We start from the raw sequence: 20201 nt of genomic DNA, 5'->3' as shown, positions 1-20201 counted from the left end.
TAGTGTCTGCCAAGGCTACTCGTCGTCTTCGACCAGGGTCATTAACGATGTGTTACCACCTGAAGCGGTGGTATCAATGCTAATGGTTTTCTCAGTCATCAAACGCTGGATCAGATTGTCGTTATATTCGGCACTGATCACTGGCAAAATCGCTCCGCCTTCGCGCGAGGCTAACATCGCAGAAATCTGGGCAGTACGCTCTGTGTTGGAATCAACGACCACGCCAGCCAGATGGGGATTCATCACCAGATCGTGCAGATGCTGCAAACGCGCAACCTGGAAAATACCCTTCTCGGCACCGGTATCTTCAAATTTTCTCTGAAATTCCAACGCTTCTTCATAGAAGGTTTCTGATACCACTGAAACCACCACGTTACCTGTCGCCAGCGCAGTTACGATCGACAGCGTCCAGTATTCGAACGTGACCTCTTTATCGGCAAAACATACCAGTACGCCTCGCGGCTCAAGATAAAGTTTATTCGACTCACCAGTAGGGCCGGGCAATTCTGTCGCTTTCGCTAATTTGCGTTCAACATTGGTAATTTGCTGGCGCGAGGTTGCCAGAGTGCGGTTTAAATCGTCGGCAAACTCTTCCAGAATGTCCACATTAGCAATTTTGGCCAGCAGCTGGCGCACCATAGAAATGCGGTCGTTCAATGGTGTGTGACGCCATTTCGCCTCAACTGCTGTGGCTTGATCCATTAACCTTTGCGCCGCTTTGCGTTCTGCTTCATCACCGGTTAAGGCGGTATCCAATTGCCCCATATTATCAACAGTGGAAGGCTTAGGCGTGGCACGTTCCATCATCAGACGTGGCAGGTAGTTTGGTCCACCGGCTTTAGGGCCGGTTCCCGACAGCCCACGGCCACCAAAGGGTTGCACACCTACTATAGCACCAATCATATTGCGATTAATGTATACGTTACCCGCGCGGCTCTTAGCTGCCAACTCGTTAGCGCGTTCTTCCAGACGCGAATGCACACCCATAGTCAGGCCAAAACCAGTACCATTGATTGCGTTAATCACGTTTTCCAGGTTCTTCGACTTAAAGCGAATAATATGGATAACCGGCCCGAATACCTCACGCTTGAGCACGTCGATATTGTCAATCTCGTACAGGGTGGGCGGGAAGAAGGTGCCGTTTTTGGCATCCTGTGGCAATTCCGCTCGATACAGCAGTTTGCCATTGTCTTCCATGTAGCTTTCGTGATCTTTTAAGCTTTTCAGTGCTTTTTCGTCAATCACCGGACCAATGTCGGTGCGTAGCATTGCCGGGTCACCAATTTTTAACTCTTTCATGGCGCCAGTTAACATGGTGATCAATTTGTCAGCAATATCTTCCTGCACGTACATTACGCGCAAGGCAGAACAGCGTTGACCAGCACTTTGGAAACCTGAATGGATTACATCATCCACAACCTGCTCAGGCAGTGCGGTTGAGTCAACGATCATGCAGTTCTGACCGCCCGTTTCAGCAATCAGTGGCACTTGTTCACCGCCACGGTTGGCCAGCGTCTGCGAAATCAATGTGCCTGTTTGGGTTGAACCGGTAAACATAACCGCTTTAATGCGCTCATCGGGCAGCAGCAAGTCGCCCACCGCTTTACCGGGGCCAATGATCAGTTGCACAGCATCATCAGGCAAGCCCACGTTACGCATAATATCAATCGCCCGTTTGGCGATAATACTGGTTTGTTCTGCAGGCTTGGCAACCACTGTATTACCAGTAGCAAGCGCGGCAGCCACCTGGCCTAAGAAAATTGCCAGCGGGAAATTCCAGGGGCTGATACACAGCACCACACCACGCGGCAACAAGCGCTGATCTTCATCCAGCTCTTTCGCGCGCACGGCATAGTAGCGACAGAAATCAACCGCTTCCCGCACTTCGTCAATGCTGTCTTGCGTCACTTTACCGGCTTCACGAATACAGATAGCAATCAACTCGGACATATGACGCTCTAACGCATCTGCGGTGCGATGTAAAATTTCAGCGCGGTCTGACACGGGCGTTTTCGACCACCCCTGAAATGCCTGATGCGCCTTATCTAACGACGCGGACATCTGTTCTTCGGTGGCGTAAACATGATACCCCACCAGATCATCATGATTGGTTGGGCTTCTGACCGCTGTCGCCCCTTCAGGCAAGTCACTTTGTTTAACACTGTAAACACTTTGCCAGCGCTCAATTTCATGACTTAATGCGTGCACGGCATTATGATCAGACAAATCCAGGCCGCGTGAATTGTCACGCTCCGGTGCGTACAGATCACGCGGTTTGCTGATAAGTTTGTTGTAGCGAATCTTCAGGCGCTGGGTTTTCTCGACCGGATCTTCCAGCAGCGATTCAACCGGCTTGGAACCATCGACAATCGCATTAACGAATGATGAGTTGGCACCGTTTTCTAACAACCGCCTTACCAGATAAGCAAGCAGATCTTCGTGTTCACCTACCGGTGCATACACCCGACACTGAATTTTTTCTTCAGTCACTATCTGGTCGTAGAGGGTGTCGCCCATGCCGTGCAGACACTGAAACTCGAAATTTTGCTTGTCATCACCCGCCAACTCCATGATCACCGAAGCCGTGTAGGCATTGTGCGTGGCAAATTGCGGATAAATGGTGTCGCGATAATCCAACAGGCGATTAGCGCAGGCATGATATGACACGTCAGTCGACGATTTACGGGTAAACACGGGGAATTCTTCTAAACCGGCCTGTTGAGTCAGTTTAATTTCGGTATCCCAATAAGCCCCTTTCACCAGACGTACCATCATGGTGCGGCCGACACGCAGGGTCAATGCACGTAACCACTCAATGACATATAGGGCGCGCTTTTGATACGCCTGCACGGCCAGGCCAAAGCCATTCCAGCCGTCCAGATCCGGGTCGCTGAAAACCTTATCAATAATATCCAGCGACACGTCTAAACGGTCAGCTTCTTCCGCATCGACGGTCAGGCCGATGTCGTATTCTTTAGCCATTAAACAAAGCGCCTTCAGGCGCGGAGGGATTTCTTCCATCACCCGCTCGTATTTGACGAATTCAAAACGCGGATGAATAGCTGACAATTTTACCGAGATACCCGGCGACTTTATGGGGCCGCGACCATGGGCATTTTCACCGATAACCTTGATCGCATCTTCATAGGCTTTGTAGTAGCGATCGGCATCGGCCATGGTACGCGCACCTTCGCCCAGCATATCGTATGAATAGACGTAGCCTTTTTTCTCTTTATCTTTTGCGCGCTCAACGGCAGTTTCGATGGTTTCACCCATGACAAACTGACGTCCCATGATGCGCATGGCGACATTCATTGCCCGGCGAATTACCGGCTCGCCTAAACGCCCTAAAGTACGCTTAAGAATGCCTAAGTGCTCGCTCTTGCGGCGGTCGGCATAATTGACCATGTTACCGGTCATCAGCAAACCCCAGGCTGAAGCGTTGACAAACAGAGAATCCGAGTTGCCTAAGTGAGGAGTCCACTGCCCTTTAGATAATTTGTCGCGGATCAGTTCGTTTTGGGTATCTTCATCTGGCACCCTGAGCAGGGCTTCGGCCAGACACATCAGTACCACGCCCTCAGCGGTGGACAGCGAGAATTCATTTAACAACGCATCGATGCCACCGTGACCTTCCTGATCTTTGCGAATCTTGAGTACCATCTTCCTGGCGCGTTCCCACGCACGACTTCGTGCACGGGGATTTACTTCAGCCATAGGCAGGATTTGGTCTATTGCGGTGGATTCGCCCACACGATAATAATCACGGATGCGTTGACGCAGAGGTGTCGTAGTATAGAGGTCGTCGTTAATGAGCATTGCTACCCTTCAATAATTTACTATGCGTTTTAAAAAATTGTCACCGCGGACCCCAATGCAGGACAGCTAAAACAGGGCAGGATCGCACAGCAACTCAAATGTTCAATTTCCACCAAATAACTGGATGAATGTTTCTTTTAACTCTTGCACTGCGACAAAGATCAAGATGCGGCGCAAATTTCGCGGATACTAGCACAATTTGGCCGTACGCCAAGCTTACCAGCGAGTTTATCTGTGTTGTTCATCGCAAAGTGAGGTTTTTTTCCCTAAGTAACTGAACTATAGTGGTATCAAACGCGCAAACAGTTTTTTTACAGACAATTTTTAAGCAGGCTGATATGACATCTCAACGTGGCGTAAGCTTTTGGTATTTTCTATTGGGTATCCTGATCATCCTGGTGATTGGCTACTGGTTTCTGGCTAATCCCATCATCAAATGGGTCCTTGAAGATAAGGTCAGCGAAGCCTATGGCGCAGAGGTGAATATCGGCGAAGTGTCCCATACGCTGATCCCCGTCACTGCCAGTTTGTATGACATCCAACTTACCGACCCCGCGCAACCAGCTAACAATAAAGTGCAGATAGATGAAGCCAGCGCGGATGTCGAAGTACTGCCGCTGCTTTCTGATCAGATTGTGGTGTCAAAACTCAATCTGCTGGCCATACGATTTGATCAACCGCGACAGGCGCCAGGCGAAGTGTATCGTCAGCCCGCTGATTCGATGACGCTTGACGATATAAAAGCCAGCGCTAAAGAGGCAATCCCCACGGTGGATGAACTGCTCGCCCGTTCTGAACTTAAATCTACTCAAGCTGCAGAACAGGCGAAACAGCAATATCAACAATTTGATCAGTCACTGAAGAGCAATTATCAGGCGTTGCCCGACAAAAACCGAATTGACGAATATAAAGCGCAGATAGAACAACTTAAAAATACGGATTATAAATCGCCTGAAGCCTTAGCCAGGGCAAAGGAAACTCTGGATAAAATAAAACAGGAAATAAAGCAGGACCAGCAGCGCATAAAAGCCTTCACCAATGAGGCAAAAAGGGCGAGAACAGCGCTGAAGACTTCGATTGATACGCTAAAGCAAGCGCCACAACAGGATTACGCGCTGTTAAAAGGGGCCCTTACGGGTGATCAGGCAGCATTGCAACAGGTTACTCAAATGGTATTTGGCGATAAGGCTGAGCAGATGACCGAATACCTGACCGCGGCAACCCAGCTTATCTTACCTCTGATTAACGGCGACAAGGACCAGCCAGCGGAACAAACAGAGATGCCTTCAGTATGGGTGAAGGACGCCACCATGACAGTGGAATTGCTGGGGCAACGGCTGACCAGCGAATGGAAAAACATTACCAATACGCATCCCTTAATTGGCGAACCCACCACCTATTCTATTTTTGCTGATAGCAACACCTTTAAACAATTCGAGTCGACCGGCCAGTTTTGGCTAGATGATGAAGGCGTGGATGCGCAACAGCAATGGACATTAGAAGGAATAGATTTAGCCAGCATTCCTGTGGTGCAGGCGGAAAAACTGTCGGCGCTGTTGCAGTCTGCGCTGCTGGCCAGTTCCGGCAACTTCATAGTAGACAACAATGCGGTCAGTGGCAGCAGTGCGGTGAAACTGTCCGAGTTGGCTATGCAGGCGGAAGGTAAGAACCAGCTGACCACTTCTATCGCCAATGTGCTTGGCCAACTGAAGCAGCTTAATTTCGATATCGGCTTTTCTGGTCAGGTGGATAACCCAGGCTTCAATCTCAGTTCTGATCTGGATAATCAGTTTGCCAAGCTGGCCTTAGCGGAATTAAGCGCCTCGCAAAAAGATAAACTTGACGAGTTGAAACAAAAACTTGCGGCGCGCGTATCCGACGACCAAAAGCAAGCCAATAATGCATTGAAAGAACTCAACACTATGCTTGCCGCGGCCAATGGTAACAGCGACGATTTGCAAGCCTTACTGCAAGCCAAGCTGGCCGATGTAATTGACCAGAAAAAATCGAAACTGCTTGATAAATTAAAGGATAAATTAGGTAAAAACGATTAACCGGCAGCTTTGTGTCAAAACCAGCATAGACGCGCCCCAGTTGAGTGGGCATAATAACCGCTATGTCGAAATTTCAGGTTATGGCCGTGTGGCGGGATAAGTGGATTACAGTGGTGTTGCTGGTATTACTGGGGTTACTCCAGTATCGCCTGTGGCTGGGCAAGCACAGTATTCCAGATTACCATGCGCTCACCCGTCAGGTAGAAGAACAGTCTCAGCAAAACGCCAACCTTGCACAGCGTAATGCGTTGCTGGAAGCTGACATAAACGATCTGAAAATTGGTCTTGAAGCAATTGAGGAGCGGGCTCGCAACGAATTGGGGCTTATCAAAGAAGGTGAAACCTTTTATCGTATCCTGCCTGCAGAAGCGAACTAATCAATGAGTTTTAATTTATCTGTTACCGCCGTGGTACCAGCTGCGGGTATCGGAACCCGCATGCAGGCGGGCAAGCCTAAACAGTACCTGGAGATCGCGGGCAAAACGATTCTTGAACATACGTTGAATGCGTTGATGGCACATCCTCTGGTGAACCACACCATCATTGCCGCGCATCCCGACGACACCATTTTGCCCACACTGCCCTTTTATAAAAAAAGTTGGCTGAGCGTGGTTCAAGGCGGTAGTGAACGGGCGCATTCGGTGCTAAATGCTGTTAGCACGCTTCCGGAAACAGCGTGGGCACTGGTGCACGATGCCGCCAGACCCTGCCTGAGCGTAGACGATATCGGTAAGCTTTTGGCCTTGATGAAAGATGAGTCAGTGGCAGGCGGAATTTTAGCCACGCCGGTTCGCGATACCATGAAACGTGCCCACCCCACTAAATCGCAGATTGTTTCGCATACGGAAAGTCGCGAGTCATTATGGCATGCGCTTACCCCGCAATTATTCAAAGCGGGGGAATTAACCCATGCGATCCAGGCCGGGCTTACCAGTGGCACCCTGATTACCGACGAAGCATCCGCGATGGAAGCCGTTGGCCATCAGGTGAAGCTGGTAGCGGGCAATCCGGCCAATATCAAAATTACCCATCCGGAAGATTTACCGCTGGCGGCATTTTATTTATCTCAGTTGGCACAGCAACATAATAAGGAATAAAACATGCGCATTGGCCATGGTTACGATGTCCATAAATTTGGTGGCGACGGCCCCATTGTTATAGGCGGTGTGAAAATTGATTACGAACAGGGGTTGCTGGCCCATTCCGATGGCGATGTGCTCATTCATGCACTATGCGACGCCCTGTTAGGTGCCGCTGCCATGGGTGATATTGGTCAGCACTTTCCTGACACTGATGATGCCTATGCCAATGCTGATAGCCGTAATTTGCTCCGACATGTGATTCAGCTGCTCGCTGATGCGGGCTACGCACTGGGCAATGCAGATATGACCATTATTGCCCAGGCTCCGAAAATGGCGCCGCATATTCATAGCATGCGCGAAGCGCTGGCGGACGATTGCCGCTGCGCTATCAGTGACATTAATGTCAAAGCCACCACCACCGAAAAATTGGGCTTCACCGGGCGGAAAGAAGGCATTGCTGCTCATGCAGTGGTGTTGTTAACCAGGGTTACCACATGAAGTTAGCGACCGAACACTGGCACTATTTGTATGCCAGCCCAACCACCACCGCATTGTTTAAACAACACCCTGAAGATTTTGTGGTGGAAGAGCAGTTAGGCTTTAGCCCAACAGGCGAAGGTGAACATCAGTTTATCTGGATTGAAAAAGTAAATGCGAATACGGCATTTGTGGCAGAGCAATTAGCCAAATTCTGTAAATTGCCTCTACGCGCGGTCACTTACGCGGGACGCAAAGATAAGTTTGCCCTTACCCGTCAGTGGTTTGGTATTCACACTCCGGGTAAAGCCGACATTGACTTTAGTCAATGGAAAATGCCCGGCGTCAGCATACTCAAGCAAACCCGTCACAATAAAAAATTACGCACCGGTCAGGCTAAAACCAATCACTTTACCATTTGTCTGCGTAACGTGTCCGATCCACAGGCACTAGGCGCGGCGCTTGAACAAAGTAAAAACGGTGTGCCCAACTATTTTGGTGAACAGCGCTTTGGCGTCACCTTTAATGCAGACGGCGAACCAACCAAAGGCGGCAACCTGGAGTTGGCAGAACGGATGTTGGATGGCGAAGCCATTCGCAACCGCAATAAACGAAACATTGTGTTGTCGGCATTAAGAAGCTGGTTATTTAATGAGGTTGTCTCAGCGCGTCTCGGTGCGAACCGCTTTGAAACGATCTTGTCTGGCGATGCGTTGATGCTGTCCGGTTCCAACAGCTTTTTTCTGTGTGAGCAGCCCACCGATGAAGAACAGTCGCGTTATCAACAAGGCGACGTGTCGCCCACCGCCCCCCTGTGGGGTAAAGGGGACAGTATCGTCACTGCTGATGCGAAAAAATTAGAGCAGCTGGAAAGCACTGAACATGTTGCTGTAAAAGCGTTTTTAGCCTCAGTTGGTATGGAGCAGGAACGCCGGGCAATAAAAATTTGGCCGCGTGAGCTTGAATGGCAAAGTGAGGGTGATAAATTAACGGTTTCTTTTGCCTTACCCGGCGGTTGCTTTGCCACGAGCGTGCTACGCGAGTGCGTGATATTACAACACGCCAGTTAACGGAGAACGCATGAATATACTGTTAAGTAATGATGATGGCGTGTTTGCGAAGGGCCTGGCGGAATTGTACAAGGCAATTTCTGCTGAACACGATGTCACTGTAATCGCGCCTGATCGAAACTGTAGTGGCGCAAGTAACGCGTTATCGCTACATAGTCCGCTCCGCATCCAGAAAATGGATAATGGCTTTTACTCGGTTAACGGCACACCGTCCGATTGTGTGCACCTGGGCGTGAACTGCTTTTTGGATGACGACCCACAGTTGGTTGTATCGGGCATTAACCATGGTGCAAATCTTGGGGATGATGTTATTTATTCAGGTACAGTCGCCGCTGCTACCGAAGGACGCTACATGGGTTTGCCGGCAATTGCCGTTTCTTTGGTCGGTCGTGAGGGCAATCATTTTGACACCGCCGCCAGGGTTGCACTGGACATTGTTAACAAACTTAAAACCCACCCATTGCCACCTAATCAAATATTAAATGTTAATGTGCCTGATATCCCTTATGATGAATTGGCAGGAATAAAAATAACCCGTCAGGGCCGACGTCACAGAGCCGAAGGCATGGTGGCGGATACCGATCCCTTTGGTCGCACCATTTACTGGTACGGACCTGCGGGAGCGGAACAGGATGCGGGTCCCGGCACCGATTTTGATGCAATTGCAAATAATTACTGCTCGGTTACCCCGCTTACGGTGGATATGACCGCGTATCAGAGTCTGGATGACATGAAAGTCTGGCTGGACGAAAAATTGTAGCAACCACTTAATAATTAGAACAATTAATCTTAAAAGTAACGTCATTATGAGATCGACACGTAAAGGAGATGCCCTTGCAGAACTGTTGTTCAAAGAAGGGATACGTAATCAGAAAGTCCTCAATGCTATCGCATCGACGCCCAGAGAACTGTTTTTGCCCGATGCGTTAAAACATAAAGCGTATCAGAATACCGCCCTCCCCATTGGACAGGGACAAACGATTTCTCAACCCTATATTGTCGCTAAAATGACTGAATTGCTGTTATCTGCTGATAACGAGGCAAAAAATGTGTTGGAGATAGGCACAGGCTCTGGTTATCAGACCGCTATACTAGGGCAGCTATTTAAGAAGGTTTTCTCTGTAGAACGAATCAAATCACTGCAGTTTCAGGCTAAACGCAGAATGAACCAATTGGATTTGCACAACATATCTATGAAACACGGCGATGGCTGGAAAGGATGGGCATCCAAAGGTCCATTCGATGCCATCATCGTAACTGCCGCAGCCAGTTCACTTCCTACCGATCTCTGCAATCAGCTAAATGAGGGTGGAAGACTCATCATTCCTATCGGAAGTGAACAGCAAACGTTGACCTGTGTGGATTCCAAAGAAGGTGAGCTGTCTACACAAACGATTGAATCGGTGCGATTTGTTCCTCTTGTTGCTGGAGATATTCTTTGAAGGTATTTCAACCTTTGTACGACCTGGTTTTACGCTGGGCGCGCCACCGCCACGCCAGTGTTTATCTGGGAGGCTTAAGCTTTTCTGAATCGATGTTTTTTCCCATTCCTCCTGATGTCATGCTGGCGCCGATGTCGCTTTCGCGTCCAGACAAAGCGTGGTTTTTCGCATTTCTGACCACGCTAACCTCAGTTCTGGGAGGGATTGGCGGTTACCTGCTGGGTTATTTTGCTTTTGATGCGTGGATCGAACCCTGGATTGCGTCATCAGGCTATCAACCTAAATTTGACATGGCACTTTCGTGGTTTGAACAATATGGGGTGTGGGTCATTTTCATCGCCGGGTTCTCGCCGATTCCTTACAAAGTGTTTACCGTGGGGGCAGGTGTCATGCAAATGGCGTTTTTACCGTTTGTGATTGCGTCGGCCATTGGTCGCGGCGCGCGCTTCTTTCTGGTAGCGGGACTGATGAGATGGGGTGGCGCAGCAATGGAGGCAAAACTGCGCCAGTATGTGGAGGTGTTGGGCTGGGCAACCGTCTTGTTGGCAATTGGCGCATATCTCCTTCTACGCTGACGTTGTTTAATGAAGGGATCAAGGACTATCAATAAAACGATTTGGATGACACTTTGTCTGCTGGTGCTGTTGAGCGCATGCGCCGGCAGACGCGCACCAGCTCCGCTGGTACTGCTGGACAGTCAACCCGTTGAAGAACAAGGTTACACAGAACCCACCTACACGGTGAACCGAGGCGAAACACTTTATGCCATCGCCTGGTTCACCGGAAAAGATTATCTTGATCTCGCGCGCTATAATAATTTGCAGCCTCCTTACAATATTTTCCCCGGCCAGGAGTTGAAACTCAACCCCGTTGTGGCTTCCAGTCGATCCAGCCGATCTGCCGGATCCAAACCCCGATCCACTTCTGGTCCGACCTCAGCTAATAAATCTACAAATAAAGTTGACCGTAGAAAACAGCAGGCGTATGGTGAAAGTGAAAATAATGTTAACAACCAGCCAGTTAAGGTTGTCAGTAACACGCAGCCTAAAACAGCTAAACCCGCTAAAAATGGGTTCCCTGGGCAGGTTGACAAGTGGGTCTGGCCAGCCTATGGCAAGTTGGTAGCAACATTTTCAGCAGGAGAAAACGGCAGCAAAGGAATTGATATCAGTGCCGAAAAAGGTAGCCCTATCCGAGCAGCCGCCACTGGAAAAGTGGTATATGCCGGTAACGCGCTAAGAGGCTACGGAAATTTAATAATTATAAAGCATACTGACACTTTTCTGAGTGCGTATGCACACAACGACACCATTACGGTGCGCGAACAGCAATGGGTTGACGCTGGTCAACAAATTGCCACTATGGGGAATAGCGGTACAAATTCGGTCAGACTTCATTTTGAAGTGAGGTATCGGGGAAAGTCGTTAGATCCGATGCGATACCTGCCAACGTCACGTCCATAAAAACTATAAACAACAATAATAAGCCAAGGGAGCGAATGTTATAAATAAACCTTAAAGCAGGAGATGCAGTTGTGGATCAAAATAAAAACACTGTAGTCGCAAGAAGATCGCGGGATGAACTCGACGATATAGAAATGCCAGCTGACTTAAAAGCTGACGAATCCGACACCGACGATGGCAACGATGACGTTGTATTTAGTCAGGACGAACTTCCTAAAAACCTTGATGCCACCCAGTTGTACCTGGGCGAAATCGGCTTTTCCCCCCTACTGACCGCTGAAGAAGAAGTCTATTTTGCACGACGTGCCTTGAAAGGATGTGAGTCCTCTCGTAAGCGTATGATTGTCAGTAACCTTCGTCTGGTAGTTAAAATTGCAAGACGCTACAACAACCGTGGGCTTGCACTGTTGGATCTAATTGAAGAGGGTAATCTCGGACTGATCAGGGCAGTGGAGAAATTTGATCCTGAGCGAGGCTTCCGTTTTTCTACTTACGCAACCTGGTGGATCCGGCAAACCATTGAACGTGCGATCATGAATCAGACACGCACCATTCGCTTACCCATCCATGTGGTAAAAGAGTTAAACGTTTATTTGCGCGCGGCGCGAGAACTTTCCCAGAAGCTGGATCACGAACCTTCTGCTGAAGAAATTGCTATCTGTCTGGAAAAGCCCGTGGATGAAGTCAGTAAAATGCTGCGTTTAAACGAACGCATCACCTCTGTCGATACGCCGATCGGCGGCGAAAACGACAAAGCTTTACTCGACATTCTTGCTGACGAAAAAGAATTTGGACCGGAAGAGAATCTGCAGGATGACGATATTAAAGACAATATTGTCAAATGGCTAACCGATCTTAACCCTAAACAACGGGAAGTCCTGGCAAGACGTTTCGGCTTAATGGGTTACGAGCCTTCCACGCTGGAGGATGTCGGTACCGAAATTGGCTTAACCCGCGAACGGGTACGTCAGATTCAGGTAGAGGCATTACGTAGACTTAAAGATATGCTTGGGCATCAAGGCTTAACATTGGAGAATCTGTTCGACAAGATCAGCGCATGATCGCTGTTAACCATATCTAACTTTCCGCGGACGGTTTGCCACTACGTGGTGAGCTAATTGCACTAAATAATCTCTCATCCCCGAGCAATCGGGGATCCCTTTCTTTCACAACTGTTCGCCTACTCCGGATAATTGGTAACGCATGGACAAGGGTCCCACTCTTCACCGCGTGGAGATGAAATGACGAAAAGCTATTGTAGATCCTGGCCTTACTGCAAGAAACGCAGATAGCGTTGACCGAGAAAATTAATGCGCAGTTAGATGGTACGCGTTAGCGTCACAAACTGGTAATCGAACGGGTTATGCTCATCGGCATGACGATGTTCCTTTTCAATTTCACGCCACTCGCCATATTGCTGGTAATCGGGGAATTGGGTGTCGCCGGAAACTTCAGTATCAATGAAGGTTAGGTAAAGGGTTTCGGCGTGTCCGAGAAAGCTTTGGTAGATGGTACCACCGCCAATGACCATGATTTCCTGATCACGGGTAGGCAGGGTCACTGCCATGTCCAGCGCGTCTTCGGGGCTGGGTACCACGGAAGCATCCGCAGGCTTAAAGTTTGCGTCACGGCTGATCACGATATTAGGACGACCAGGAAGTGCTTTGCCAATGGATTGGTAAGTTTTACGCCCCATTATCACAGGCTTGCCCATGGTAATGCGTTTAAAATGCGCCAAATCCGCGGGTAGATGCCAGGGCATGGTATTATCAGCACCGATAACACGATCTTTAGCCATGGCGGCAATCATTGCGACTTTACTTACCATTCCCGTTCTCTTTCCCTATTTGCGATAAACTACTTCTACGTCGTAGTCATCATCATCAAAATCGTCGTCGTCATCATCATCAGCAAAATCAGTTTTCTCAACCGTGTTGCGATGATAGGTGTCCCAGTTGAACTCCACTGGTGCTTCGGCAGCGCCGTCAGATTCCATTTGTGCAGGTAAAGTTTCGATATAATTCATGATGTCTTTGCACAGAGGGCCTACATCGAGTTTCTGGAATGCCGAGATCTTATACACTGGACCTTCCCAACCAAGTGCTTCAACAATCTGCTGACACTTCTCTTCCACTTCTTCCTCTAACAGAAGATCAGTTTTGTTAAATACCAACCAGCGCGGCTTACTGGCTAGCTTGGGGCTGTACTTCTCTAATTCGGCCACAATGGCTTTAGCATTTTCAGCCGGATCACTTTCATCTGCTGGCAGTAAGTCCACCATGTGCAGCAGAATTCGACAGCGTTCTAAATGTTTCAGGAAGCGAATTCCTAAGCCCGCGCCTTCTGCTGCGCCTTCAATCAACCCTGGAATGTCGGCAATCACAAAGCTGCGCTGCGCGTCCTGTCTGACCACACCTAAATTGGGTACCAAGGTAGTAAACGGGTAGTCTGCCACCTTAGGTTTGGCGGCTGAGACCGACCGTATGAAAGTGGACTTGCCCGCGTTCGGCATGCCTAATAAACCCACATCAGCTAACAGCATCAGCTCGAGTTTAAGGGAACGAATTTCACCCGGTGTACCATTGGTTTTCTGTCGCGGCGCACGGTTAGTACTGCTTTTGAAACGTGCGTTACCCAGACCGTGAAAACCACCCTGCGCAACTTTCAGGCGTTGTCCGTGGCGCGTTAAATCGCCCAGGACTTCGCCAGTGTCACAATCGGTGGCGCGCGTACCTACCGGTACGGTTACAGTTAGATCTTTACCTTTGCGACCGGTACAATCTCCCCCCTGACCATTCTGACCCCGTTCAGCTCGATGAAATCGCTCAAAGCGGTAGTCAATGAGGGTGTTCAGGTTTTCATCGGCTTGCAGATAAACACTGCCACCGTCGCCACCATCCCCCCCATCAGGGCCACCTTTTGGTACGTATTTTTCACGTCTAAAGCCAACTACGCCGTTGCCGCCGTCACCAGCTTCAACTCGAATTTCAGCTTCATCAACAAATTTCATCTATCGCTCCAGTGTCGATCAGTTTGGTTGATCGGACCTCATTGTCGTGATCCTCAATATGAATCACTGTTTTGCCCTGGCTGTATGACCTTCAAGATAATGGTGGCTGGGATAAGCAGCCCATCGAGTGTCATAAACGAAACCAATATCTGATAGTAATAAGTGTACACTAAGACACAGGTTAAGGCAGAATGTTACGTAAATCTCTCATAAAAAAACCCCGCTAACGCGGGGTTTCTCAAAACCTGTTCAGGTTAGCGTGAAAATTGTTTACTCAGAAACAATGCTCACGAACTTACGGTTTTTAGGTCCTTTCACGTTGAACTGAACCTTACCGTCTGAAAGTGCAAATAAAGTATGGTCTTTACCAATGCCAACATTGTCACCGGCATGGAAACGCGTTCCACGCTGTCTTACAATGATGTTACCCGCAAGTACAGACTCACCACCGAAGCGTTTTACACCAAGGCGTTTACTTTCTGAATCACGACCGTTTTTGGTACTACCACCAGCTTTTTTGTGTGCCATGTGTTCGTGCTCCTATTATGCGCTAATGCCAGTGATTTTCACTTCAGTGAACCACTGACGATGACCCATTTGCTTACGTGAGTGCTTACGGCGACGGAACTTAACGATCTTAATTTTCTCGCCACGACCGTGTGTCACCACTTCAGCAGTCACTTTACCATTAGCAACGAAAGGAGTGCCGATTTTAACATCGTCACCGTTGCTTACCATCAATACGTTCTCGAAATTAACACTCTCACCCGGTGCAACTTCAATTTTCTCTAAACGAACGGTCTGGCCTTCGGCCACACGGTGCTGTTTACCGCCACTTTGGAAAACCGCGTACATATCTAACTCCGCTCTGCGTCTCTGACGCTTCAATTCAAAAAACAGGGCGCGAATTGTACGTGAAACATCCTTCGATCACAACCCCACAATTATAAAAATTCGATTATTTTTCGCACATCGACGCTATCGCTTTACTACCGATAGTTTCCGCCTGGTTTAAGGAGGGTAATCAGCACTAATTCAAGCGGTTATTTTCACGTAAATTCACAGTCCGGGGCAGTTTACCTTGAAAATCATCTTTAACTAAGAAAAAAAAGCTATTGATAGTTAAAAATCCAAGTCGGTATCACTTGAGGCTGCATTTTTTACGTTGAGACGCTGGATACACGTACTAATTCAGGTACAATCCACTCAAACTAAATCATCTGCTAATTACAGAGACACATGGATATAGATCAAATACGATCCCTGGCTTCGGATGACATGGATGCGGTCAATGCGATCATTCAGCAACAAGTGGACTCAGATGTTGCGTTAATAAATCAGCTGGGCTTTTACATTGTAAACAGCGGCGGCAAACGCTTGCGACCATTGCTATGTGTACTGGCTGCGCGCGCTATGCACATTCAGTCATCCGATCACCATACTCTGGCAGCGATCGTTGAATTCATCCACACCGCGACCCTGTTGCATGATGATGTTGTGGATGAGTCAACATTGCGCCGTGGCCGCGAAACCGCAAATGCAATATTTGGTAACCAGGCCAGTGTACTGGTTGGCGATTTTTTGTATACCCGCTCGTTCCAGATGATGGTGAGTCTAAAGCGTATGCGCGTGATGGAAATTTTATCTGAAGCCACCAACCAGATCGCGGAAGGTGAGGTGTTGCAGTTAATGAACTGTAATGACCCTGACACCACCGAGCAGCGCTATTTTGATGTGATCTATGGCAAAACCGCCCGCTTGTTCGAAGCGGCGACGCAGCTGGCAGCGGTGATCACCGATCAGTCTGCTGAGATTGAGCAGGCCATGCAGGCCTATGGCAAGCATTTAGGCACGGCGTTTCAATTGGTTGATGATATTCTTGACTATCAGGCTGACGCTGAAGAAATGGGCAAAAACGCCGGTGATGATTTAGCCGAAGGCAAACCAACATTACCGCTACTGTATGCCATGTGGCATTCTAATGATGTAGATGATCAGGCCCTGATCCGGGATGCGATTGAGCAATCGAATGGTCTTCCTCATCTTGCTCGCATTCAGGCGATCATGCAGGACACCGGGGCGCTGGATTATACCAAAGCGTGTGCTGACCGGGAGGCAGAGCGCGCAGTTGCCAGTCTTGAAATTATTCCGGCATCACCTTACAAAGACGCCTTGATTGCGCTCGCTCATCTGTCCGTAGAGCGCTCAAACTAAAACGTGTTCGCATGGATGGGTGATCGATTTAAAAAAATGGCACCTGATGGTGCCATTTTACTTTTTATCTCTGCTCAAAGCGGTTCTATTTTAGGCCGCGCTCACGGGTCATATTTTCATTACGATCGCGATGTACGATCACATTATCCTCGATGCGGATCCCGCCAAACGGTTTATATTTTTCGACCAATTCCCAGTTGACCTGTTTTGCATGTGCCGTTTCTTTTAACTCTGCTAACAAGCTGTCAATAAAGTACAGTCCGGGCTCAATCGTAAACACCTGTCGTGCTTCAACCGGTCGTGTGCAGCGTAAAAACGGGTGGTCTTTAGGTTGCGGCAGCGGTGTTCCACGGTCATCGTTAATTAACGAGCCCACATCATGTACCTGCAATCCTAAAAAGTGACCAATGCCATGGGGAAAGAACGTGCGGGTGATTCCCTGTGAAACAATATCTTCTGCGGTACCTGCAACCAGACCGGTTTCAGCCAGAATCGCAGCGATGCCCTGATGTGCCTGCAAATGAATGTCGGTGTAATCCACACCGGGTTTAAGCTGATCACAAAGCTGTAAGGTCAGCGCATCGACCTGTTGAATCAATTCGGCAAAATGATTCTGTTCGCTGCTGTAAGTGCGGGTGATATCCGCAGCATACCCTGCGTAAGATGCACCTGCGTCAATCAGAAACGATCGATGGGTTTTTGGCGCATCCACTTCATAATGCATATAATGCAAAATAGCTGCGTGTTCGTTCAATGCAATGATACTGGTATAGGGCACGTCGTTATCGCCCAGTCTGCTGGCTTTGGCGTAGGCCAGATTAATATCAAATTCACTGGCTTTGTCGGCAAACGCCTGCGCGGCTGCCTGGTGACCCGCCACCGCAGCATCGTTGGCTTTACGCATACATTCCAACTCGTAGTCGGTCTTGTAGGCACGATAATAGTGCAGGTAGTTTAACACCCGATCAGGATTGATCTGTTCAAACCCAAGTGCTTTGGCCACTTCGAGATATTCACCCACATAAGCAAACTGACGTTTGTCATAAGGCAGGAACTGCTCTACTTCTTCCGGATGCTTCAGCAAACTGATATCAAAAAATTCGGTCCAGAAATCCTGCGGCTCAGGTGGAACCTTGTGCCAGAAATCCACCGGACGGTAAAAAATCAGTTTGGGTTTATCTACACCGTTCACCACCAGCCAGCAGTTGGGGTTGTCGGTAACTGGCAGCCAGGCTTTAAATTGAGGATTAACCTTAAATGGATAATGATTATCGTCCAGAAACAGTCGCTTACCCTGACCAGAATGGATAATCAGCCCTTCCAGCCCTTCCCGCTCCAGTGCTTCACGGGTGCGGCTTTGCAAGGTGGCAATATGCTCCTGATAAAGTTGCGTCATTTGCGTCATAGTTCCTCAATTCATATTTCAACATGCTGGCCGTACGCCAACCTTAATTATCTGTATACCATAACACGCCCGTTACCCTGGCTGCACCCTGTGTTGGCTATTGTGGGGCCAGCTGCAGCCCGGTGGCGAGCTGCTCAGACGCTTTTGCCGGTAGCACAGGAATCGAGGTGGTAGACAATTGTGAAAACAACTCTGACTGTGTGCCCAATTGCTGCTCGTAAATATAACGATAGGCGAGCACTGCTTTCACATAGCCCCGGGTCTCCCGATAAGGTATATTTTCAATCCATACATCAGTAGGTAAGGCTTCCTCTCGTGGCAACCAATTAAGTACTTTTTTCCAGCCGGCGTTGTAGGAAGCCGAAACCAATACCGGATTGTTGTCGAGTTTATCCATCAGATAGCGCAGGTATTGTACACCCAGTTGCACATTCTGATCAGGCTCGATGAGGGCAGCACGATTGATTTTTTTGTCTACCAGATACTGCGCGGTGCCGGGCATCAGTTGCATCAGTCCGGTTGCCCCTGCCGGTGAGACTGCATCAACCATAAACGAACTTTCCCGTCTGGCAATCGCCATGGCGAACGCCGGGGGAATATTATAAGTTTGACCCACACTGGAAAATTTTGGTGCAAACGCCAGCGGAAAACGTCTTTTTACGTCGTCCATATAGCCACTTTGGGTGAAGCTGATAATGGCCTGATCGTACCATCCCCATTCACTGGCCAATACCGCTGCATCCTTAACTAATGCCGAATCCAGATTCGCAATCAGATGTCGCCATTCTCTTCTTGCATCAATCAACCGGCCCAACTGCAAAAACTCGTACGCACGGCGGGCTGAGGGGCGCTGTTCTATGCGCTGCATGGCAGCGGAATCCGTTGGCGCCTCAGCATGTTTTAAACTCGGCGGCTGCGCCAGATGAGCACTGGCCATAAAGCCGTAATAGTGTCGTTCAGTGGCAAGCTCTTCCAGGGTAGATTTCGCCAGCTGCGGCGCGCCTAAATGCGCGTAACTTCGTGCGCGCCAGTACCGAAACACATCCTGTTGCTGAATATGCGGCTCACTAACTTCAATCAACTCCAGAACCTTTTGCCAGTCCTGTTTGCGCAACAGATACGCCAGATGCCAGCGTTTCACATCTTGCGCTGCGCCGGCCACATCAGCTCGTTGCAACCAGATTAGTGCATCTGGTTTGTTATCAATCGCCAGGCTCAGCGCAATTGCCCGATGAATAGCTGCCCACTCACCTTCTGAAAGCTGTAATTTCGCCTGCCAGTTATAATAAGCTCTGACCGCTTTTTCAGCATCCTGCCAGGCCAACTGTTCCAACCCGTAGGCTAAAATTCTCGACTCTGCGTCGGGCTGCGACATGGGAAAATAAGAAGGCTTTGTAACGTTCACTGGCGCGTTGCGCACAGTCAACCATAACTGACCTAAATACTGTTTACTGTCTGGCAATCGACGCTGCAGATAAGCTACCAATCTTGAATTCCCTGACAATGCTGCCCGTTCGATGCGTGTCAGTAATTTTTGTTCGGTTAAGCGACCTTGCTGACTCCACTGTTTAAACACGGGGTCGCAGGATTCCGGCTGTGAATAGCCGTTTAACCAGATGGAATCCACTTTCTCCAACCAGTAATCCGGATTGGTGGCTTCAGCAAGCTGATATTGCAAGTAGAAACAGGTTATTTCAGCGCCCATGTCATCGCGATAACTGGCCAAAAATGCTGATTTTTGCTTGTTTTCGGCGAGATAGCGAAGCCATTTCGCGCGTAACGTATAGACGATTGGATGGCCATCGTAGGTCATTAAAAATGATTCGATGGCGCTGCGATTGGCAATTGAAATATTTCTGAAAAGGCGTTGTCGCTGTAGATAAGGGTAGAGGGGATAAGACGACAACGCCGCCATGCTGTCGTCAACCTTATTTAGCTGACTGACCGGCAGACTCTGAATGGCTTGTTCTGTTTGTAGAAACAGTTCTCGCTGCTGCTGATTGGCCTCTTCACCAGGTAGCAAAGCATTCGCCAGTGCAATAGGCGCGACAAAAAACAAGCTTACGCTTCGCAAGCTAAGCCGACGAAGAAAACCAAACTTCACTACCATTAAGCCATCCTTATTATTAGAAACAAAGAATACGCTGCATATATCATGCAGAAAA

Annotated in this window: 18 protein-coding genes; 11 read left to right on the top strand and 7 right to left on the bottom strand. The window is 48.9% G+C overall.

Annotation, left to right across the window (positions count from 1 at the left end):
* Positions 1–15: 15 nt before the first annotated feature.
* Entirely contained in the window at positions 16–3819 is a 3804-nt protein-coding gene (gene putA / locus HCJ96_RS09810; protein ID WP_169210877.1) for a bifunctional proline dehydrogenase/L-glutamate gamma-semialdehyde dehydrogenase PutA, read from the bottom strand.
* Positions 3820–4157: 338 nt separating this feature from the next.
* Here putA and HCJ96_RS09805 point away from each other — a divergent pair, with 338 nt between their 5' ends.
* The 10 genes from HCJ96_RS09805 (at position 4158) to rpoS (ending at position 12468) form a co-directional block, all read left to right on the top strand.
* The gene (locus HCJ96_RS09805) at positions 4158–5873 is read left to right on the top strand and encodes a TIGR03545 family protein (protein ID WP_169210876.1); all 1716 of its coding nucleotides are present in this window, start codon (positions 4158–4160) and stop codon (positions 5871–5873) included.
* 62 nt (positions 5874–5935) lie between these two features.
* On the top strand, positions 5936–6250 hold the full coding sequence (ftsB, locus tag HCJ96_RS09800; protein ID WP_246261286.1) for a cell division protein FtsB: 315 nt from the start codon (positions 5936–5938) through the stop codon (positions 6248–6250).
* 3 nt (positions 6251–6253) lie between these two features.
* Positions 6254–6970 carry a 2-C-methyl-D-erythritol 4-phosphate cytidylyltransferase gene (ispD, locus tag HCJ96_RS09795; RefSeq protein WP_169210875.1) on the top strand — a complete coding sequence of 239 codons (717 nt, stop codon included), beginning with the start codon at positions 6254–6256 and terminating at the stop codon, positions 6968–6970.
* A 3-nt stretch (positions 6971–6973) separates the two neighbouring features.
* The gene (gene ispF / locus HCJ96_RS09790; protein ID WP_169210874.1) at positions 6974–7453 is read left to right on the top strand and encodes a 2-C-methyl-D-erythritol 2,4-cyclodiphosphate synthase; all 480 of its coding nucleotides are present in this window, start codon (positions 6974–6976) and stop codon (positions 7451–7453) included.
* Positions 7450–8502, top strand: a complete 1053-nt coding sequence (gene truD / locus HCJ96_RS09785) for a tRNA pseudouridine(13) synthase TruD (protein ID WP_169210873.1) — start codon at positions 7450–7452, stop codon at positions 8500–8502. The genes ispF and truD overlap by 4 nt, the downstream gene beginning before the upstream one ends.
* A 10-nt stretch (positions 8503–8512) precedes the next feature.
* A complete protein-coding gene (gene surE / locus HCJ96_RS09780) occupies positions 8513–9262 on the top strand; it encodes a 5'/3'-nucleotidase SurE (protein ID WP_169210872.1) in 750 nt (249 codons plus the stop codon).
* 46 nt (positions 9263–9308) lie between these two features.
* The gene (locus HCJ96_RS09775) at positions 9309–9944 is read left to right on the top strand and encodes a protein-L-isoaspartate(D-aspartate) O-methyltransferase (RefSeq protein ID WP_169210871.1); all 636 of its coding nucleotides are present in this window, start codon (positions 9309–9311) and stop codon (positions 9942–9944) included.
* Positions 9941–10519 (top strand): YqaA family protein, encoded by a 579-nt coding sequence (locus HCJ96_RS09770; RefSeq protein WP_169210870.1) that lies wholly within the window; start codon positions 9941–9943, stop codon positions 10517–10519. Before HCJ96_RS09775 ends, HCJ96_RS09770 begins: the two co-directional genes overlap by 4 nt.
* Before the next feature lie 9 nt (positions 10520–10528).
* Positions 10529–11407, top strand: a complete 879-nt coding sequence (locus HCJ96_RS09765; RefSeq protein ID WP_169210869.1) for a peptidoglycan DD-metalloendopeptidase family protein — start codon at positions 10529–10531, stop codon at positions 11405–11407.
* 134 nt (positions 11408–11541) lie between these two features.
* Positions 11542–12468 (top strand): RNA polymerase sigma factor RpoS, encoded by a 927-nt coding sequence (gene rpoS / locus HCJ96_RS09760; RefSeq protein WP_169211141.1) that lies wholly within the window; start codon positions 11542–11544, stop codon positions 12466–12468.
* A 257-nt stretch (positions 12469–12725) separates the two neighbouring features.
* On the opposite strand, the gene folA is transcribed toward rpoS, so the two are convergent.
* The 4 genes from folA to rplU all read right to left on the bottom strand — a co-directional run bounded on the left by folA (position 12726) and on the right by rplU (position 15272).
* Positions 12726–13217, bottom strand: coding sequence for a type 3 dihydrofolate reductase (gene folA / locus HCJ96_RS09755; protein ID WP_169211140.1), 492 nt, complete (start codon positions 13215–13217; stop codon positions 12726–12728).
* A gap of 33 nt (positions 13218–13250) precedes the next feature.
* Positions 13251–14417, bottom strand: a complete 1167-nt coding sequence (gene cgtA, locus HCJ96_RS09750; protein WP_169210868.1) for an Obg family GTPase CgtA — start codon at positions 14415–14417, stop codon at positions 13251–13253.
* A 270-nt stretch (positions 14418–14687) separates the two neighbouring features.
* Positions 14688–14945 carry a 50S ribosomal protein L27 gene (gene rpmA, locus HCJ96_RS09745; RefSeq protein ID WP_169210867.1) on the bottom strand — a complete coding sequence of 86 codons (258 nt, stop codon included), beginning with the start codon at positions 14943–14945 and terminating at the stop codon, positions 14688–14690.
* 15 nt (positions 14946–14960) lie between these two features.
* On the bottom strand, positions 14961–15272 hold the full coding sequence (gene rplU, locus HCJ96_RS09740; RefSeq protein WP_169210866.1) for a 50S ribosomal protein L21: 312 nt from the start codon (positions 15270–15272) through the stop codon (positions 14961–14963).
* 384 nt (positions 15273–15656) lie between these two features.
* On the opposite strand from rplU, the gene ispB reads away from it, so the two are divergent.
* Positions 15657–16631, top strand: a complete 975-nt coding sequence (gene ispB / locus HCJ96_RS09735; protein ID WP_169210865.1) for an octaprenyl diphosphate synthase — start codon at positions 15657–15659, stop codon at positions 16629–16631.
* An 85-nt stretch (positions 16632–16716) separates the two neighbouring features.
* On the opposite strand, the gene pepQ is transcribed toward ispB, so the two are convergent.
* Complete coding sequence (pepQ, locus tag HCJ96_RS09730) at positions 16717–18036, bottom strand: Xaa-Pro dipeptidase (protein WP_169210864.1); 1320 nt, start codon at positions 18034–18036, stop codon at positions 16717–16719.
* A gap of 97 nt (positions 18037–18133) precedes the next feature.
* Entirely contained in the window at positions 18134–20146 is a 2013-nt protein-coding gene (locus HCJ96_RS09725) for a transglycosylase SLT domain-containing protein (RefSeq protein ID WP_169210863.1), read from the bottom strand.
* Positions 20147–20201 lie beyond the last annotated feature (55 nt).

The sequence above is a fragment of the Alteromonas ponticola genome (assembly GCF_012911815.1).
Classification (GTDB): Bacteria; Pseudomonadota; Gammaproteobacteria; order Enterobacterales; family Alteromonadaceae; genus Alteromonas; species Alteromonas ponticola.
This window is presented reverse-complemented; position numbering and strand designations above follow the sequence as displayed.

Bases quoted from the DNA above. Each gene is read 5' to 3' on its own strand.
- rpmA (WP_169210867.1), bottom strand. From the start codon at position 14,945: ATGGCACACAAAAAAGCTGGTGGTAGTACCAAAAACGGTCGTGATTCA.
- rplU (WP_169210866.1), bottom strand. From the start codon at position 15,272: ATGTACGCGGTTTTCCAAAGTGGCGGTAAACAGCACCGTGTGGCCGAA.
- ispD (WP_169210875.1), top strand. From the start codon at position 6,254: ATGAGTTTTAATTTATCTGTTACCGCCGTGGTACCAGCTGCGGGTATC.
- folA (WP_169211140.1), bottom strand. From the start codon at position 13,217: ATGATTGCCGCCATGGCTAAAGATCGTGTTATCGGTGCTGATAATACC.
- ftsB (WP_246261286.1), top strand. From the start codon at position 5,936: ATGTCGAAATTTCAGGTTATGGCCGTGTGGCGGGATAAGTGGATTACA.
- cgtA (WP_169210868.1), bottom strand. From the start codon at position 14,417: ATGAAATTTGTTGATGAAGCTGAAATTCGAGTTGAAGCTGGTGACGGC.
- HCJ96_RS09725 (WP_169210863.1), bottom strand. From the start codon at position 20,146: ATGGTAGTGAAGTTTGGTTTTCTTCGTCGGCTTAGCTTGCGAAGCGTA.
- HCJ96_RS09765 (WP_169210869.1), top strand. From the start codon at position 10,529: ATGAAGGGATCAAGGACTATCAATAAAACGATTTGGATGACACTTTGT.
- pepQ (WP_169210864.1), bottom strand. From the start codon at position 18,036: ATGACGCAAATGACGCAACTTTATCAGGAGCATATTGCCACCTTGCAA.
- ispB (WP_169210865.1), top strand. From the start codon at position 15,657: ATGGATATAGATCAAATACGATCCCTGGCTTCGGATGACATGGATGCG.
- truD (WP_169210873.1), top strand. From the start codon at position 7,450: ATGAAGTTAGCGACCGAACACTGGCACTATTTGTATGCCAGCCCAACC.
- HCJ96_RS09775 (WP_169210871.1), top strand. From the start codon at position 9,309: ATGAGATCGACACGTAAAGGAGATGCCCTTGCAGAACTGTTGTTCAAA.
- surE (WP_169210872.1), top strand. From the start codon at position 8,513: ATGAATATACTGTTAAGTAATGATGATGGCGTGTTTGCGAAGGGCCTG.
- putA (WP_169210877.1), bottom strand. From the start codon at position 3,819: ATGCTCATTAACGACGACCTCTATACTACGACACCTCTGCGTCAACGC.
- rpoS (WP_169211141.1), top strand. From the start codon at position 11,542: ATGCCAGCTGACTTAAAAGCTGACGAATCCGACACCGACGATGGCAAC.
- ispF (WP_169210874.1), top strand. From the start codon at position 6,974: ATGCGCATTGGCCATGGTTACGATGTCCATAAATTTGGTGGCGACGGC.
- HCJ96_RS09805 (WP_169210876.1), top strand. From the start codon at position 4,158: ATGACATCTCAACGTGGCGTAAGCTTTTGGTATTTTCTATTGGGTATC.